We start from the raw sequence: 15,528 nt of genomic DNA, 5'->3' as shown, positions 1-15,528 counted from the left end.
ATGCATAAAAGCTGGTTTTTTACCGCTGTCATCCTTATTCCCTTGATTGTTTTCTTGGGGTTTGGGTGGAGCGGCGGCTGGGCCGAGAGCCGGTCCTGGATATCCGGTGCCGGAGCGGGCTGCGCGGCAGCAGCCGTTCTTCGGTTTGTATATCGCCTGCTGAACCGCCGTCAGGGAGCAGGCATGCCTGCTCCCTTTTACATTGGCTCCGGTATAGCAGCTGGACTGTACACCGGGGCGGTGCTGCTGGAGATGTTGTTGTTCAGTCTTTGGACCACGCTCTCCGTCACCTCCTATGTATGGAGCCAGATTCTCACCTTGATCGGATTCATCATCCTCACGGGGACGGTGGAACTGTCCGGAACCTATGCTGCCAGGCAGGAGCGGCGGGATCACCGCAGCTGGAGCAAGGGGCGGGATACGGCAAATCGGCTGGAAACCATCCGTCAGAAGCTTCAATCGCTGCCGGAGCAGACCCGGCTCGATCATGTTCAAGAGCAAATCCGCGGCCTGGAGGATACGCTCCGGTACAGCGACCCCCATTCGGTTCCGGCCTTATACGAAGTGGAGCAGCTGCTTCTGCAGAAAATATCGCTGCTGGAGGATCAGGTGAGCCTGATCGCTACCGCTGTGCCGGACCAGCGTGAACAATTAGCCAATGAAGCTTTACTCCTGATCCAAGATATCGAGCGTACAGCACGAGAAAGAAATTCGCAGTTACTTCAAGCAAAAACTGGTTCTACATAGCATGAACTAAAGTTTAACCATTTCTTTAGTTCATTCTATATACATAAATAACATCATGCATAAAGGAGACCATCATATGGAGATCCCGGTTCCCTATAAAGTTAGATTTTCGACATTTGACACGTGGATTATAATCCTCACCCTGCTCGTATTTCCCGTCGGCGGACTGCTCGCCTTCATCCGCTTGGCATCGACCCACCATCATAACAAAGCCAAGGGCAGAAACTTACGGCTATTGGGATGGGCTATGGTCTTTTCCTATATCTCCATCATGATCATCCTCTATTTGACCTACGATACGTTTGGAGAGGAGGAACAGATTGATTATTTGACCTCAGGGATTGTTCTGGCGATATATTGGTTTCTTCCTACCCTGATCTTTTTCCTGGTTGGCTATAAGCTCGATAAAAAATTCGGCTCCCTGCTTCAGGTCTATCAGGAAGCCGTTGTGAGCATGCGCCTAACCTCCGTTGAGCAGATTCGCAGCCTTTCACAGACATCCCCCGCCGATGTCACCCGGGATTTGAAGTTTATGTTTGAGGAAGGGCTCCTCCCGGAAGGCAGAGTTATCAACGGAACCGTCTACATCCAACAACAGGCGCTTGAGGATTACCTTAGCGGAGAGTATGAAGAAGAATACGATGACGAGTACGATGAAGAAAATGATGAAGAGTACGACGATGAGTACGATGACGAGTATGATGAAGAGGACTCTGCCTCTGATGAAAGCGGTCATGGACGGCCTTCGGGGTTTCAATCCCCCGTTGCCGGTCAGTCCTCCTCTCCGAAAACCGTTGAATGCCCCGGCTGCGGGGCAAGGGTATTTCTGGGCTCGGAGCGGGAAAAAGAATGCGAGTACTGCGGCAATGTCGTTTGTGCCTAACCGTTTGGTGCTTAGCAGGACCTCACCCTTTCTTTTCCCCGCTTCGCCGGGTCCAGGCCCAGAATAAAAGCGCAAACGCACTGACGCCTGCCCCGAGCATGCACACCCCGTCCCAGCCGAATCGGGCATAAATGCTTGTCGAGGCGATGGAACCCGTGGCGCTGCCGATCGAGTAAAACGTCATGTAAGCTGCAGTCAATCGGCTGCGGGCTTCCGGGCGTACGCTCAGAATCATGCTCTGGTTCGTCACATGGACGGCCTGTACCGCCATATCGAGCAAAAGGATGCCCAGGATCAAGGACAGCAGCGAGTGCTCCGTATATCGGATCGGAAGCCATGAAACGAGCAGCAGCGCCAAGGCGACACCTGTGGTACGCTGTCCCATCCCCCGGTCGGCCAGTCGGCCGGCTCTTGCCGCTGCGACCGCTCCGGCGGCCCCGGCGAGTCCGAACGCTCCGATGGCGCTGTGCGACAGGGAGAGCGGCGGGCTGCTGAGCGGAAGTACCAGCGAGGTCCACAATATGCTGAACGCCATAAAAATCAGCAGCGCCAGCATGGCGCGAACACGTAGGATCCGCTCCTGCACGAACAGGCCCAGCACCGACCGAAGCAGCTGAGGATACTTCAGCGAAGTCTTCTCCGGATCCTTCTCCGGCAGTACCTTAAGCAGAATGCAGGCCACGATCAGCATCAGACCCGCAGACGCCAGGTAGACGGAGCGCCATCCGGCGGCATCCGTTAGCAGACCGGCGAATGTTCGGGCCAGCAGAATCCCGATGACCACCCCACTCGTTACTACGCCGACGACCCGCCCCCGTGATTCAGGGGCCGCCAGCGTCGCGGCATAAGCAACCAGCACCTGCGTGACCACGGCCAAAAGCCCGACGACCGCCATCCCTCCAAGCAGAATGCCCCGATTAGCTGCCGTACCTACGACGACCAGTGCAGCCACGGATATCAGCATCATGCCCGGAATCAGCCTGCGGCGGTTCAACAAATCTCCCAGCGGAACGAGCAGAATCAAACCCAAGGCATAGCAAATCTGCGTAACGGTAATGACCATTCCGACCGACGAATGCGAAATCCCGAACTGCGCCGCCAAAGAATCCAGCAGCGGCTGGGCGTAATAGACGTTGGCGACCGCCAAACCGCACGCCGCAGCAAACAGCAGCGCCGTCCATCGGGTTATCGGCTGCATGGATGTAGCCGTTGCGGCGGTTGGAACGGCGGCTCTTTTTTCCTTTTCCTCCCCCACCCTTTCTCCGGTTACCATCGATTCGGTTTCCTGCAGGTTGTTCACGATAAACACCCCTCCTATTCTCATATTCCCATAACATACTCATCGGTACATTATGTTTGTGCTTACCTTACCTTCCCGAGCAAAGTGCTGTCAAGAGATTCGTGGATTGAATTTGTTCATGGGCCTGAATTTTACGGATTAAGCAAAATATTTATAGGCTAGTCCGATCACGGATCTTTGCTGACCGAATTGACAGGAGGGGATGAATCTCATACAATCTAAACATACTGATCGATATGAAATGAGGTGCCGAAAATGGTTAGGCAGCGTGAATTCGATGTGGACCAGGCGCTGGAAGACGCCATGCATATATTTTGGAGTAAAGGCTATGAGGCAACGTCCTTAAGCGATCTGACGGCGGGAATGGGCATTCAGCGCCCAAGCATTTACTCCGCGTTCGGGGATAAGAAGGAGCTGTTTGAAGCGGCTCTGCGGAAATATACCGCCGCGCATGCGGCGCAGGCCAGATCCGTGGTTCTGCACGGCGAATCCGTTAAGGAAGCGTTCAGACGTTATTTTGAGGGGATTGTCGAGGAGTCGTATGCTGACCCGCAAAACCGCGGATGCTTCTGCATTAATACGATGGTGGAGATGGCTCCGCATGATGAAAAATTTGAGGTTTTGACACGGGAGCATGAGATGTATTTGGCGGCGATTTTTCAGGAGGCGATCGAACGCGGGCTCCGTTCAGGCGAACTGCACACCGGTGTGGACGCCAAGTCCCTGGCGCAGACCTTGGTCGTCTCCCTAATCGGTCTGACGGTGATGATGAAAGCCCGCCCGGAGCGTTCCTTTGTCGATCATTCGGTTGAGGTCATTCTCACGTTGATTCAATAAGATGCATGAACGGAACCGGCAATTGTGTTGTGCTCAGGTGGAAAACCTTGGAGCAGCAGATTAAGCCGAGTCCCGCTCGAGCGACAGGCTCGTCAGGCATCCTTTTAAGCCGGCTACCGCTTCTTCCTTTTGTGCCAGCAGCCGTTCCTGCGGCCAGACGCTGTCTCCCCGTTTCAAGTCACCTGAAATCAGGAGCAGCATCCAAATGGAAAACACGGTCGCGAAGCGGCAGTAATCGCGGATAAAATCGCCAAGGTCCCACTCCGCGCCATACAGCGCCGATTGAGATACATAAAAGGTCAGAAGTTTTTCCCGATCTGCAGCGGTCACCTGTTTCGGAAACAAGGGATGCGACATGTCGATGAGATGATACAGATCCCAGAACGGGGTATTCAGATGGGCATGCTCCCAATCCATGATGTACAAGCGGCCGTCAGCCGCAACGGCATAGTTGCCCAGATGCAGGTCCCCGTGGGATACCACCTTTATTTTCGGTAGTGCCCGGCCCTCCGCAAAGCTGAGTATCATGCCGTCCAGCTCCCAGGGCTCGCCGATTTCGCTCATAACCGCCACTGCCTCATCCCGTCTGTTCATGAGATCGGCGGCGATCTGCTCGATCTGCGGCTTAGGCCCCGACCCGCTCAAGCCTTCCCGGCGCTCCTCCGGCAGCGCATGCCACCAGGCGATCTGCTGTACCACTTTCATGGCGGTTTCCACATCGTACTCATGGCGAAGGGGGCCAAGGTCTTCAAAGATCGACCATCCCTCCTCCCCGGCTCCTTCCTCCGAAGAGGCGAGCAGCGCCGGATAAATGTCCGGAAAGCCGGACAGCACATGCCGGTAAATCCAGGCTTCCCGGTCCACGCTCTCCCCGTTGGTCAGCGGCTTAAAAATGTAGCTGTGCTGCCGATCCGGGTAGAACCTTTCCACGAATTTGCCGTTCATGCCTTGGTACAAGGCCTCCCGCTTCCACAGCCCCTCTCCGCTCAGCGTTCCGTTCGGCAGAACGAATTGGCTCAGGTTGTACATTACAAACTCCCCCTTCGGCTTATTTACAAACCGATGTATTCGAAGTCCCATGCGTCAAAGCTCACTTGGTCCGTCCATGTATTTTTTCGGTTCGGATTCCGACGAGCCCTGATTTGTAAACGATCGATGTCAAAGTCAGTCTGGACCATATTCGGCTTGCCTGACTTTAGAACAAGCTGCTCAACGGATGGCGCCATCCTCATAAAATTGCCTTTCATAAGACTAAGGCTGACTAGTGAATGCTCCGACACTTTGTTAAAAGCTATCACGTAGGCGTCACCAAGCGCCTCAAGATCGAGCGGCGTAACCAATATTCCGCCTATGGCTAACTGATCGATCCAAGGCTGCGGAAGAAACGGCGGCTTCGCTGCCGCTATAATTCTATCGTATGGAATTGACTGATGATATCCGTAAAACCCGTCACCGCAGATGACTTTTACATTTCTGATTCCCGAACTTTCCAGCTTCGCCTTTGCCCGTTTGGCAACAGAAGGATCCACCTCGACCGTATGCAAGGTCCCTTCCGGTCCGATCAAGTTGGAGATTAGTGCCGCATTTAATCCACTTCCGGTTCCGATTTCAAGGACGCGCTGTCCCTTCTGAACCTGAAGACACTCAAGCATTTCCGCCATAAAGCGAGGATTGGTGCTTTGAATGACCCGAGAACCGTCCTGGTGGAAGAGAAACTTAGCTCCGTCGACCTGCTCAAACGCATTTAGGATAGACGGTGATACATGTAAGCCATCCAACTCGATAAGATGATTGGGATTCATCCTCATCCCTCCCACATGAATTTTTTCAGGTGAGTAATTCTGCTGATTTATTCATACTTCGCCTGGTATACACCCGCTTCCCCCAGAAAGTCCTTCCGGGTCAGCCCCTGTTCGCCAAGGAGCATGCGATAATTCGTAATCGTCCCGTCATGGGAAATGATGATCACACGTTCCGCCAGTGCCTTGCACCAATCCAGCAGCTGCCTCCCATAGGTCTCGAAGGCTTCCTGTCCGATACGGTTGATCCCTTCTTCCCAAAGGTCCAAGCCAAAATCCACGATCACGGCATCTGGAACCGTCTCGCGAATCTCTTCCTTCGAATAGATTTGATCGCAGACGAAGGGCGAATTTGAAGGATCTTGCGGGAACATGCGCGGCCCTGCCAGCGGAGAGATCACAAAAGGACCGTCTGACAGTAAGATCCTCGCCGTTTCGATGGTACGTTTAGTCGGGCTGACGACAACCTGCTCATTACCGTTCAGCAATAAACGCCCCCGCAGCTCATTCACCTGTGACTCTCCATACAGCGTTAACCCGGGATGCAGTATGTTCAGCTGGTTAGGATAATCCAGCAAATGCTCCCCGTGCCCATGACGGACAAATACGACTTCCACTCTGACTCCCCCAATTCTAAAAAAGGATATGAGCTTAACTTATATTTCGTTCTCCGATGTCCGTTGTGATGTGGATCTATTTTAGCATGGATTTTAGGGCGCAGACTCACCATTTTTAAACAACAAAAACTGCTTATATAAATTGATGATGGGCGCAAGTACGTAAAATGTCCCTGCCTCACTATCGTCCTTACAAAAAAAGAGAAAGCTTCCTCCCGATGCATCAGGAAGAAGCTTTCCTTATCGTCCGCTTATTTTTACACTTACACTGCATCTATAACGAACCCGTGACCGCATAATGCAGCTGCACCACACCGGATCCCAGCGGTTTGCAATCCAGCAGCTCCACATCTTTAAATTGATATTCATGTTGGTCCGTGACCAAGTTCAGCCCTTTTCCTTCCAGCACCGGAGCTACATTGAACACCAGCTCATCGACAAGCCCACTTCCCAGAAAAGCATTATGCAAATCGGCCCCTCCCGCCAAAAGCGCGGTGGAATGCCCACGGCTCGCGAGATACTGCAGTGCCTCTTCAGGAGAGCTCACGACCGTCACGCCTGCGATCTCCTTGACACGCTTGGTCACAACCACGATATCAAGCCCTTCAAAGGCTGCTCCACCACCGCTGGCCTGCATCCCCTCAAAGGTTCTGCGCCCCACGATAAAGTTCCCCGATCGTCCGGCATGGGCCGCAAAATCGGCCAGAGCTTCCGGCTTCGGCGGGTTGTCAGGCCCCGACTGCGCATAGTTTCCGTTGGCGGACAGCGCCGCCCAAAGAATCGTTTTCATATGGATATCCTCCTCGATTTCGTTTCTGTATATTTAAACGTGTTCGGCCGCTGCCCTGCGCCATTTGTTCTTTCCAGTACTCTGCGGATGGACGCCGCCACCCGGTCCGGGCGGTCCTCCTGTACATAATGGGAAGCATCGCTCAAAGCTTCCGTTTCATGCATCCGTAAAATGCCCTGCCAGCGCTGCATTTCCTCTACCGGAAAACCAGCACTGTCCTTCAGTCCCCACAAAATTTGCGCAGGAATCTCCGCCAGCAGAGGCAGTCTGGATTCAATTTCAGCCAGCCACGGCCCGGCTTTGCGGATGCTTCTGGGGAACACCCAGGTCGGTTTGCGAAGCGCCGGGGTAGGAAAAGGATCGGTATACGCCTTCCTTAAGGCCGCCGTGACCTTCTCCTTATGGTGAATGCCGCCGGGCACAATCGTATGGGCAAAAAAGTTCCGCCGGGTCTGAAGCCAATATCCGAGCGGCCAGCCTCCCATGGCTATCGAAAACAGCTTCATCGGCAAGATCTTGGCCGGCCACGCCCATGTATTCATGAGGACGATGCCGCATACGTTGTCAGGGTGATGCACCGCATAATGGAGCCCGACCGGTCCGCCCCAATCCTGAACGACGAGGACTACATGTTGCAGATCCAGCTGTTTGACCAGTGCCGTCACTGCTTCCGAATGCTCCTGAGGTGTATAGCCATAGCCCGTAGGGGCCTTCGACATCCCGAAGCCGGGATAATCCGGCGCGATCAGCCGGCACTGGCCGCTCAGCTCTTTGATCACATTCCGGTACAAATAAGACCATGTGGGGTTGCCATGCAGGAGCACGACAACCGGCCCCTCGCCTTCATCGATATAATGAATCGCTCCGTCCCGGTAAGGCAGCCAATGATCCTGAAACGGATATTCCGAAGCGTCTACCTCAAAGGGTCTTTGCATCATATTTCTCCTATCTTCTCAATTGGTATATTCCAAGACTTGGATCCAGCAAGCCCGATAATCGATTATGGGTCGGGACCGGAATTTAATGGAATCCGTTCCCTTCCCCTAGATTAGTTGACTGTGGTACATTTGAAAAGTAGTTACATTTAAGTGCACTAGTTATAAAAAATGAACTAGGAGGGTTTCATCATGATCGATCCCAAATGTCCGGATACGATTACCCCGGTCATCGAACTGCTGGAGGGAAAATGGACGCTCCTGATTCTGCGCGACCTGTTCAACGGGTTAAATCGTTTCGGGGAGCTGCGACGGTCCCTGCATCCCATCAGCCCAAAAACGCTGACCGACCGGCTGCGCCTCCTGGAGGAGAATCATATCGTCACGCGGACCATTTTTTCAGAAGTGCCGCTGCATGTGGAATATGAGCTTACGGATAAAGGCCGGCGCCTTCAGCCGATCTTTGCCGCCATGCGGGAGTGGGCCGAGCAGCCTTGTCCAACGACGCATACAGCGGAATTGCAGGAAGCCCAGGCCTAAATACACGAACCCCCTTCCAAATGGAAAGGGGTTCAGATCTTACAGTTGGTAATTCAGTTCCCAAGAAAGTGCTGCTGCTTCAAGGCTTAACTGCTTGATACATCAATTTCTGATTATTGCTGGTCGGCTTAGTTCCATCCTTAAAATCTGCACAGACGGTTACATTTGAAAAACCAATGTCTTCAAGAATGTAAATGAACTCCTCAACCCCATACCAGCGTAGTGCAAAACGCTGCAGTTCCGTTTGAACCAATGCACCATTACGCCACTTTTCATATTTCAAGCAGTTGACACGATATTGATTAAAGAATAAATCCGCTTCAACACACTTGCTCTCCATCGTAATGATATCTCCATCCGGCAAGTGATATGTTGCGGACCCGCCCCATCGTCCAAGATCGGAACTATTGATGGTATTTTCCGGCAAAAATAGATCGAGGATCAACCGCCCCCCAGATTCCAAATGATCATATAATCGACGTAAAGCCAGCATCGACTCTTCCTGTTTTTCAATCAACAAAAATGAGCCCGCAGGGATAATGATGGCCTCATACATATGCGGCAAAGAAAGCTCCTGTAAGTTCGACTCATATAATTCGGGACTTAACTTACGCTCTTCACATCGTTTTCGGCAAGAAGCAAGCATGTGAGGAGAATAATCCACGCCATCGACAGTAAGTCCCAATTCAAGAAGAGGAATCATGACTCGCCCAGAACCCACCATAGCCTCTATGAATACGTCCATTGCAATGCCTTAGCTTGTTGCTGTAATACTCAATATCTCCATCGAGTGATTGTCCAATGGTCTTTGTCAAATCATAGACCTGCGTACAAAGTTCACCGTAATTATTGAAAGACATTTATGCTTTCCCTCCGTTATGGGGCTTTACACGAAAGGGGAAGTCCAAGCAATTATCCCTTCCATGCCTCAAAAACAATCGCGATTTCAGCAAATGTAGTGACTCTCACCATAATCACTCGCTCTCTAAAAAGGATAATTCAAGGATATACTACAGGAAAATATTAGGCGAAGGAATGTTTGTGTATAGTTAAAAATTACCGCCGACTTTATTAGGCAATCTGCCCTTCAATACAACAAAAACAGCAGCCAATTACTTGCCGGCCGCTGCTGTGTTTTGCTCACGCCAATTCACTCCCCAACGACAAATGCGTTCTCCTCGGCGGTGTCCTCAATTTGCATACAATTTACATCATTAAATACGGAGGCTGCTGCGGTCGATTGTTCATTTAATACTCCACTAGCTACAGGAATGACAGCTGCCCGCCAATTTGACGGATGTGGTTGACGTCAGCCCACAGGATAAAATAATTGTAGAACGTTTCTCCGATTTGGACAGGAAGGGGATACTTCACAATGAGGGCTGCCTGTTTATTCATTTCCGCTGGTTGGTCGACCGAGGGAAAAATAAAGCAGGCCTCTCTGGTTTGTATTGTCTGCATGACAATTCGAGGAGAAGAGCCATAAGGCATCAATGGATGAAAAGCTTCGGAGCTGCATACATCGGCAATCCTGTCGCCGGCTGAAATCGCAGATACCTGAAAAAAACCGTCTGTCCCTTCGGCTCTCTCTTCGCTGACCCGGCGCCAGGTTGCGGGATATGGAAAGGATACCCGGTACACGGAGCTTGTGTAGATGTTTTCCGGAATCCTTCTGACGCGAGGAGACCACTGCAAGGCAGTAATCCGGCCGCCGCTGAGGACCTTCACCGGCATCATCCCGCCAATATCGACTATCCAGATCTGACTTGCGCTTGCTGCACCTGCACAACCGGATAAATACGCAATTTTGCCGCCGTCCGGCGACCAGGCTACAGGAGTGGCAAAACAGTCGGAAGCTGCCAACGTTCTTTGATTCTGACCGGTACGGCTATCGATTTGGATGAGAGAATAATAGTTCGGCTCCTTATAAGCGGTTGCGCTATAGGCGATGCTCCGGGAGTCCGGGGACCATGTCGGTAAATAGTTTTTGGCAAGCGGTCCGCCCTCCAGCCTGTAGATGGTGCCGCTGGTCAGATCCACCGTCGAAATGATGGAAATACTGACACCGGGGAACGTATAAAGCGCAAAGGTTCCATCCGGGGAAAGCCGAACGTCATGTAGCGGTCCGTCCGTATTTTGCGTGATTTGTCTCCGATTTGTCCCATCAGTCCGGATGCGGAAGAGCTGGGTGTTGCCGGTGGTATCTGGAGCCGCGAACAGAAGCTCCGTACCTGAAGGAAACCACTGGGCATCGCTGGCTCCCTCCTCAGGGATGGCATAGCTTCGATGTGAGAATGTATCATAGATGAGGATCCGCCCGTTTTTGACATACGCGAGAAAACGGCCGTCCGGGGACCAGTCCAGCAGTGTGTATGGTTCGATTTGGTCGATCCTTGCGACAGCAAGCGTGACCGTATCCAGCAGGTGAACCACGTTGCCAACGCCGATGAAAGCGACACTCCTGCTGTCCGGAGACCAATAGGGAACCGAAAATTCCGCACCAAGCCCAATCGTGAGTTGAAAATGAAGACCGTCCTGCGGTCGGTAAAGCCAAATGTCGAACGTTCCACCGCGGTCCGACGTGTAAGCGATCCTTCCTTGAAGGGGATCATGAGAAACAGCTTGCAAGTGCCAACATCCTCTCCTGAATCATCTTATACTTCAGATGTATTCAGTGAAAGGTGGTTAGGCGACTGTCCCATAGTTAATTTCGCGTGATTCAAGGCTTCGCCCGATTACTCAGTGAAACCCTTCTTGATTACCAAGTTCAAGCATATCACCGATGACTAAATACTTTTTTTCTACAGCACTACCATTTGTTACTTCAATTATAGTTCCCCGTTAGATTCATAAAGCAATCAACATTTTCACTTCGACTAAACGTAAACCGACCTTAATAATTACCACGAAAAAAATTTCCAATGCCCTTCGGAGACAACTTCGACCGCTCCGTCGATCACTTTGATGGCAGTCTGATCATCAATCGCATACGCCGGAACCTGCATCCCAGCGGCCCATCTCTCTGCACCAGCCATGTTATTTTCAGGCAGTATCTCGTGGTCCAGATGCGGAAATATGGCAAAATCAACCAGACTCAGCGTTTCATCGCCACCGTTGGGTGGAGTCCAGCCAACGAAGAACTCCCCGATGTTAGGTGCCATCACCATACTCCCGGCGCTCATTCCCAAATAAACTGCCTGCAGCGACGGCAAGAGGTCTGCCAGCCCGGACTGCCGCATCAGTGGCACAGGTAGAGGGAGTCGCCGCCCGCAACCAGCAGGACGTCCGTCTCCCGGACTAGCGGCACCCAGCGTTCTTTGTCGATGCTTGGCAGCGCTGTGAGTTCCAGCACACCGACGGACTTCCAGCCCAGGTCAACCATGGGATTCTCGGAATTCCCGGTGATGAACTGCCAGGCCTTGACGCCGGGGCCGACCCAGGGGTGTCCGTACATCGCGGTGGGGATGCACAGGGCGTTGGAGTCGGCGATCGGCTTGCCCAGCATGTCAACTAGCGCATCGTGTATGCTTTTGTTATTAACGCCTGCAGATGTGAGCAATTACTTCATAACTTCACTCCTTGTCGTTATGTGAGTCTGTTAACCGCCTGGTAAACGAGACCAATCGCCCCAGAATCAAAAGTTTTGTTTTCGATAAGTTTAAGATTGGTCTTCTCTTTGATGCCTTGGAATAACCTCAGCCCGCTGCCAACCAGGACAGGAGAAACCGTGATTTTATACTCATCAATTAAATCAAGCCCCATAAGGTAGTGCGCGAACCTAGGACTACCGAGGATGACCATATCTCTGCCTGGCTGCTGTTTGAGCTTCTTGATCTCTTCCTCGACATCTTCTTTCACCAGTCTGGAATTGTTCCATTCGACATTCTCCAGCGTCGTGGAAAAGACGACTTTGGCTGTCTTTTCGATCCACTCGGCATGATCCAGTTCATGCTGTGTACTTATTGGATTCGAAGGCAACAGTTGGCCAGTAGCTGTACATCATCTGATAAGTCCCGCGTCCCCAAACGACCGTGTCGGCAGTACTCAGAATTTCTTTCGCGTGTTTCTCCAAATCAGCATCGTAGGAAACCCAGCCAATATCCATTTCGCCGTTTGGCCCTTCTACAAAACCGTCAAGCGATGAATGCAAAAATAAAACAAGTTTTCTCATCTTCAATTCTCCTTTTGTTCAAGTGGTATGCTCACCGTTAACTTCACTCTACAACATTTCAGTCCAGGCTGTTTATTATCGATTGCTAATTTAAACTACCCTATAGCTTAATGACAATACTTTGTTTTAAGAGACTATCTGCTCAATCGCCTACGAATATCCTTCAGATCCCAACTTTATCGTCACTGAACACGGGTTTCTCCTGTCTTCCTGCCTCCAGTTTACCGCCATAAACTCATAATCTGCTATTATCCTCATAAAAAGACTTGAATCCTGCCACACGCGGTGTCATTATAAACAGGGGACTGTCTGCAAAACTATTCATCACTAGATCACGCTTACTAGAGGAAACTTCAGCAGGAAGCCGGAACTTTCGTGTTGGAGTCGAAACATCCAAACCCATATGAATACGGAGGACAGGATTCATGAAAACGATTAAGCTTGGCAGCAGCAGCTTGGAAGTACCTGTAGTTGCAGTAGGCTGCATGCGCATCAACTCCCTGGACAAAAACGAAGCGGAGCGTTTCGTACAAACGGCACTGGAGCAAGGGGCTAATTTCTTTGACCATGCCGATATCTATGGCGGCGGTACATGCGAGGAAATTTTCGCAGACGCCATCCATATGAACAGCGACGTCCGTGAGCAAATCATTCTTCAATCCAAATGCGGAATCCGTCAGGGCATGTTCGACTTTTCCAAGGAGCATATCCTGAATTCGGTGGACGGCATTTTGAAAAGGCTGAAAACCGACTACCTGGATGTTCTGCTGCTGCACCGCCCGGATGCATTGGTTGAACCGGAAGAGGTTGCTGAAGCGTTCGATCAGCTGGAATCCTCCGGCAAAGTGCGCCATTTCGGCGTATCCAACCAGAACCCGATGCAAATCCAACTGCTGAAAAAATTCGTGAAGCAGCCGATTGTAGCCAACCAGCTGCAGCTCAGCATCACGAACGCCACTATGATTTCCGCCGGTATTAACGTGAACATGGAAAATGAATCGGCCGTGAACCGTGACGGTAGTGTCCTGGATTTCTGCAGACTGAAAGACATTACGGTTCAGCCTTGGTCGCCTTTCCAATACGGCTTTTTCGAAGGCGTGTTCCTTGGAAACGACAAATTCCCGGAATTGAACCAAAAGATCGACGAAATTGCCGGTAAATACGGCGTAACCAATACGACCATCGCTATTGCGTGGCTCCTCCGCCATCCGGCCAACATGCAGCCGGTCATCGGCACGATGAACCTTGAGCGTCTTCAAGACTGCATCAAAGCAAGCGATGTGACCTTGACCCGCGAAGAATGGTACGAAATTTACCGCGCAGCCGGTAACATTTTGCCATAAATCATTGCATAACGGCCGCTCGTATGTACGGACGGCAAAACAGAAGCAGCCTCAAGTCGACGACTTGGGGCTGTTTTCATTTTCGATGAGTGCCTTGAGCGTCCGTTGACGGTAGCGGATAAAGGCTCTCATGTATTTTTCCAACACGAGCGCATCAAACATCCGCCCAACCCATCCGAACGGAGCGCTGAAATCGAGAATGTCCCTGACCAGCGTTCCTCCGGCAAGCTCCTCAAATTCATGGCGGTGAGTCAGATGGCGAAAGGCACCCTTTTGCATCTCGTCGGTAAAAGAATAGGGCTTATCCATCTCGGTCACCATCGAGGTCAGCCACTGCCGAATCCCAAAGTGCCTTGCTTCGAACACCACCGTGTCCCCGGCCTCGAGCAAACCGCTCATCCTTCCCGCGACGACCCGCTCATGGGTATGCGGCCAGACCGTTCGGGAGTGGTCATCCACATTTCGGGAGACGTCAAAGCAGACGTCGATCGGGGCATATATCATCATTTCTTCTCGTATTTTCGACATACCGTTCATCCTGTCATGATGGTTTAAAATATCCTGAGCAAATCGCCCGCCATATTTCCGAACTGACGGATATCCGCTAAATAATCGTAACCTTCCGAATTGCTGAGCTGGTTATACATCCGAACGACCACCGCATCATACTCCGGAATGACGAGGCAGGCGCATCCAGTAATTCCAAGCACCTGGTAGGCTCCGCCAGGCAGCCGTTCGCCTAGCTGGTTCAAGGGAGTGTCCCGCTGCAGCCACCAGATGAATCCGTTGAGCGGCTCATGATCCGGCAAGGATTTCGGGGTTTGCGGGGAAACGATACGATCAAATACGCTTTCAGGAATCAGCTGGTCCCCTCCGACGTTTCCTTTGTTCATATGAATCGCACCCCAGCGTGCCAAATCCCTTGCACTGGCAAATAAATTGCTCTGGTCCCCCGCCGAGCTATCATTAGGTCCAACCCAGGTGTCCGGATCCTCATAATAGTTATAGATCAGCTCTTCCCGCTTTTCCGTTCTCCAGCCTGTTTCGTGAAGCCCGTAAAGGTCGAATACGTTTCTTTGCATGTATGTACTGAGTGGATATCCCGTTAATTGATGGACCAATTCGATGAGCAGAGCGATGCCTGTATTTCGATAGGCCCAATCGCTGCCGGCAGGAAATTCACGAACGAGCTTGCCCTGCATTTCCATCAACCCGTGGGTATGGGTAAGGAGGTGCCTCAGCGTCACTTCTTCAGCTTGTGGGATGTCCTTATCTAAATAACGACAGATCGCATCGTCAATGCTGTGAATTTTCCCCTGTTCGATCAGCATGCTGATGGCAAGGCCCAAATACGTTTTGCGAATGGAGGCTACGTTGAACTGAGTTTTCTCGTCTACAGGTCGGGAATCCGGTTCGGATCCATGCCTTCCGCCGTACCATTCATTCACCACTGTATCCTTATGAATAATATAGACTGCCGCCGCCGTAGCTCCGATCCTGCGTTGCACCTGATGCACATAATCATTCAGGGGTTGAAAGTGGCTGCTTTGAGTATGTTTCAATGGA

14 protein-coding genes and 3 pseudogenes are annotated in these 15,528 nt (G+C 51.6%); 5 read left to right on the top strand and 12 right to left on the bottom strand.

Annotated features, from left to right (window positions below; translation table 11 throughout):
- Positions 1–747: a DUF2730 family protein gene (locus ABID47_RS30540; RefSeq protein WP_354502595.1), complete on the top strand. Its 747-nt coding sequence runs from the start codon at positions 1–3 to the stop codon at positions 745–747.
- A 76-nt stretch (positions 748–823) separates the two neighbouring features.
- Positions 824–1,630, top strand: a complete 807-nt coding sequence (locus ABID47_RS30535; protein ID WP_354502593.1) for a hypothetical protein — start codon at positions 824–826, stop codon at positions 1,628–1,630.
- 22 nt (positions 1,631–1,652) lie between these two features.
- Here the strand turns inward: ABID47_RS30535 and ABID47_RS30530 are convergent, their stop codons facing one another.
- A complete protein-coding gene (locus tag ABID47_RS30530) occupies positions 1,653–2,828 on the bottom strand; it encodes an MFS transporter (RefSeq protein ID WP_354502772.1) in 1,176 nt (391 codons plus the stop codon).
- A 357-nt stretch (positions 2,829–3,185) separates the two neighbouring features.
- On the opposite strand from ABID47_RS30530, the gene ABID47_RS30525 reads away from it, so the two are divergent.
- Positions 3,186–3,767: a TetR/AcrR family transcriptional regulator gene (locus ABID47_RS30525; RefSeq protein ID WP_354502592.1), complete on the top strand. Its 582-nt coding sequence runs from the start codon at positions 3,186–3,188 to the stop codon at positions 3,765–3,767.
- Between the two features lie 60 nt (positions 3,768–3,827).
- Here the strand turns inward: ABID47_RS30525 and ABID47_RS30520 are convergent, their stop codons facing one another.
- From ABID47_RS30520 to ABID47_RS30500, 5 genes are all read right to left on the bottom strand, one after another.
- The gene (locus ABID47_RS30520; protein ID WP_354502590.1) at positions 3,828–4,796 is read right to left on the bottom strand and encodes a phosphotransferase; all 969 of its coding nucleotides are present in this window, start codon (positions 4,794–4,796) and stop codon (positions 3,828–3,830) included.
- A gap of 23 nt (positions 4,797–4,819) precedes the next feature.
- On the bottom strand, positions 4,820–5,569 hold the full coding sequence (locus ABID47_RS30515; RefSeq protein ID WP_354502588.1) for a protein-L-isoaspartate O-methyltransferase family protein: 750 nt from the start codon (positions 5,567–5,569) through the stop codon (positions 4,820–4,822).
- Between the two features lie 47 nt (positions 5,570–5,616).
- The gene (locus ABID47_RS30510; RefSeq protein ID WP_354502586.1) at positions 5,617–6,183 is read right to left on the bottom strand and encodes a histidine phosphatase family protein; all 567 of its coding nucleotides are present in this window, start codon (positions 6,181–6,183) and stop codon (positions 5,617–5,619) included.
- A 274-nt stretch (positions 6,184–6,457) separates the two neighbouring features.
- Positions 6,458–6,973 carry a dihydrofolate reductase family protein gene (locus tag ABID47_RS30505; protein WP_354502584.1) on the bottom strand — a complete coding sequence of 172 codons (516 nt, stop codon included), beginning with the start codon at positions 6,971–6,973 and terminating at the stop codon, positions 6,458–6,460.
- Positions 6,970–7,911 (bottom strand): alpha/beta fold hydrolase, encoded by a 942-nt coding sequence (locus tag ABID47_RS30500; protein ID WP_354502582.1) that lies wholly within the window; start codon positions 7,909–7,911, stop codon positions 6,970–6,972. The genes ABID47_RS30505 and ABID47_RS30500 overlap by 4 nt, the downstream gene beginning before the upstream one ends.
- A 189-nt stretch (positions 7,912–8,100) precedes the next feature.
- Between ABID47_RS30500 and ABID47_RS30495 the strand changes: the two genes are divergently transcribed.
- A complete protein-coding gene (locus ABID47_RS30495) occupies positions 8,101–8,448 on the top strand; it encodes a winged helix-turn-helix transcriptional regulator (RefSeq protein WP_354502580.1) in 348 nt (115 codons plus the stop codon).
- Positions 8,449–8,527: 79 nt separating this feature from the next.
- On the opposite strand, the pseudogene ABID47_RS30490 reads toward ABID47_RS30495, so the two are convergent.
- The 4 genes and pseudogenes from ABID47_RS30490 to ABID47_RS30475 form a co-directional block, all read right to left on the bottom strand.
- A pseudogene (locus ABID47_RS30490) lies at positions 8,528–9,308 on the bottom strand (class I SAM-dependent methyltransferase).
- Between the two features lie 403 nt (positions 9,309–9,711).
- Positions 9,712–11,076, bottom strand: coding sequence for a hypothetical protein (locus ABID47_RS30485; RefSeq protein WP_354502578.1), 1,365 nt, complete (start codon positions 11,074–11,076; stop codon positions 9,712–9,714).
- Between the two features lie 272 nt (positions 11,077–11,348).
- Positions 11,349–12,007: pseudogene (locus ABID47_RS30480) on the bottom strand (Type 1 glutamine amidotransferase-like domain-containing protein).
- A gap of 26 nt (positions 12,008–12,033) precedes the next feature.
- A pseudogene (locus ABID47_RS30475) lies at positions 12,034–12,619 on the bottom strand (dihydrofolate reductase family protein).
- 425 nt (positions 12,620–13,044) lie between these two features.
- On the opposite strand from ABID47_RS30475, the gene ABID47_RS30470 reads away from it, so the two are divergent.
- Positions 13,045–13,962 (top strand): aldo/keto reductase, encoded by a 918-nt coding sequence (locus tag ABID47_RS30470; protein ID WP_354502576.1) that lies wholly within the window; start codon positions 13,045–13,047, stop codon positions 13,960–13,962.
- Positions 13,963–14,013: 51 nt separating this feature from the next.
- Here the strand turns inward: ABID47_RS30470 and ABID47_RS30465 are convergent, their stop codons facing one another.
- Together ABID47_RS30465 and ABID47_RS30460 are read right to left on the bottom strand one after the other, a co-directional pair.
- Positions 14,014–14,490: an SRPBCC family protein gene (locus ABID47_RS30465; RefSeq protein ID WP_354502574.1), complete on the bottom strand. Its 477-nt coding sequence runs from the start codon at positions 14,488–14,490 to the stop codon at positions 14,014–14,016.
- Between the two features lie 23 nt (positions 14,491–14,513).
- Positions 14,514–15,524 (bottom strand): serine hydrolase domain-containing protein, encoded by a 1,011-nt coding sequence (locus ABID47_RS30460; RefSeq protein ID WP_354502572.1) that lies wholly within the window; start codon positions 15,522–15,524, stop codon positions 14,514–14,516.
- Positions 15,525–15,528 lie beyond the last annotated feature (4 nt).

Origin of the sequence: Paenibacillus favisporus, from assembly GCF_040545415.1 — a bacterium.
GTDB lineage: Bacteria > Bacillota > Bacilli > Paenibacillales > Paenibacillaceae > Paenibacillus_AQ > Paenibacillus_AQ favisporus.
This window is presented reverse-complemented; position numbering and strand designations above follow the sequence as displayed.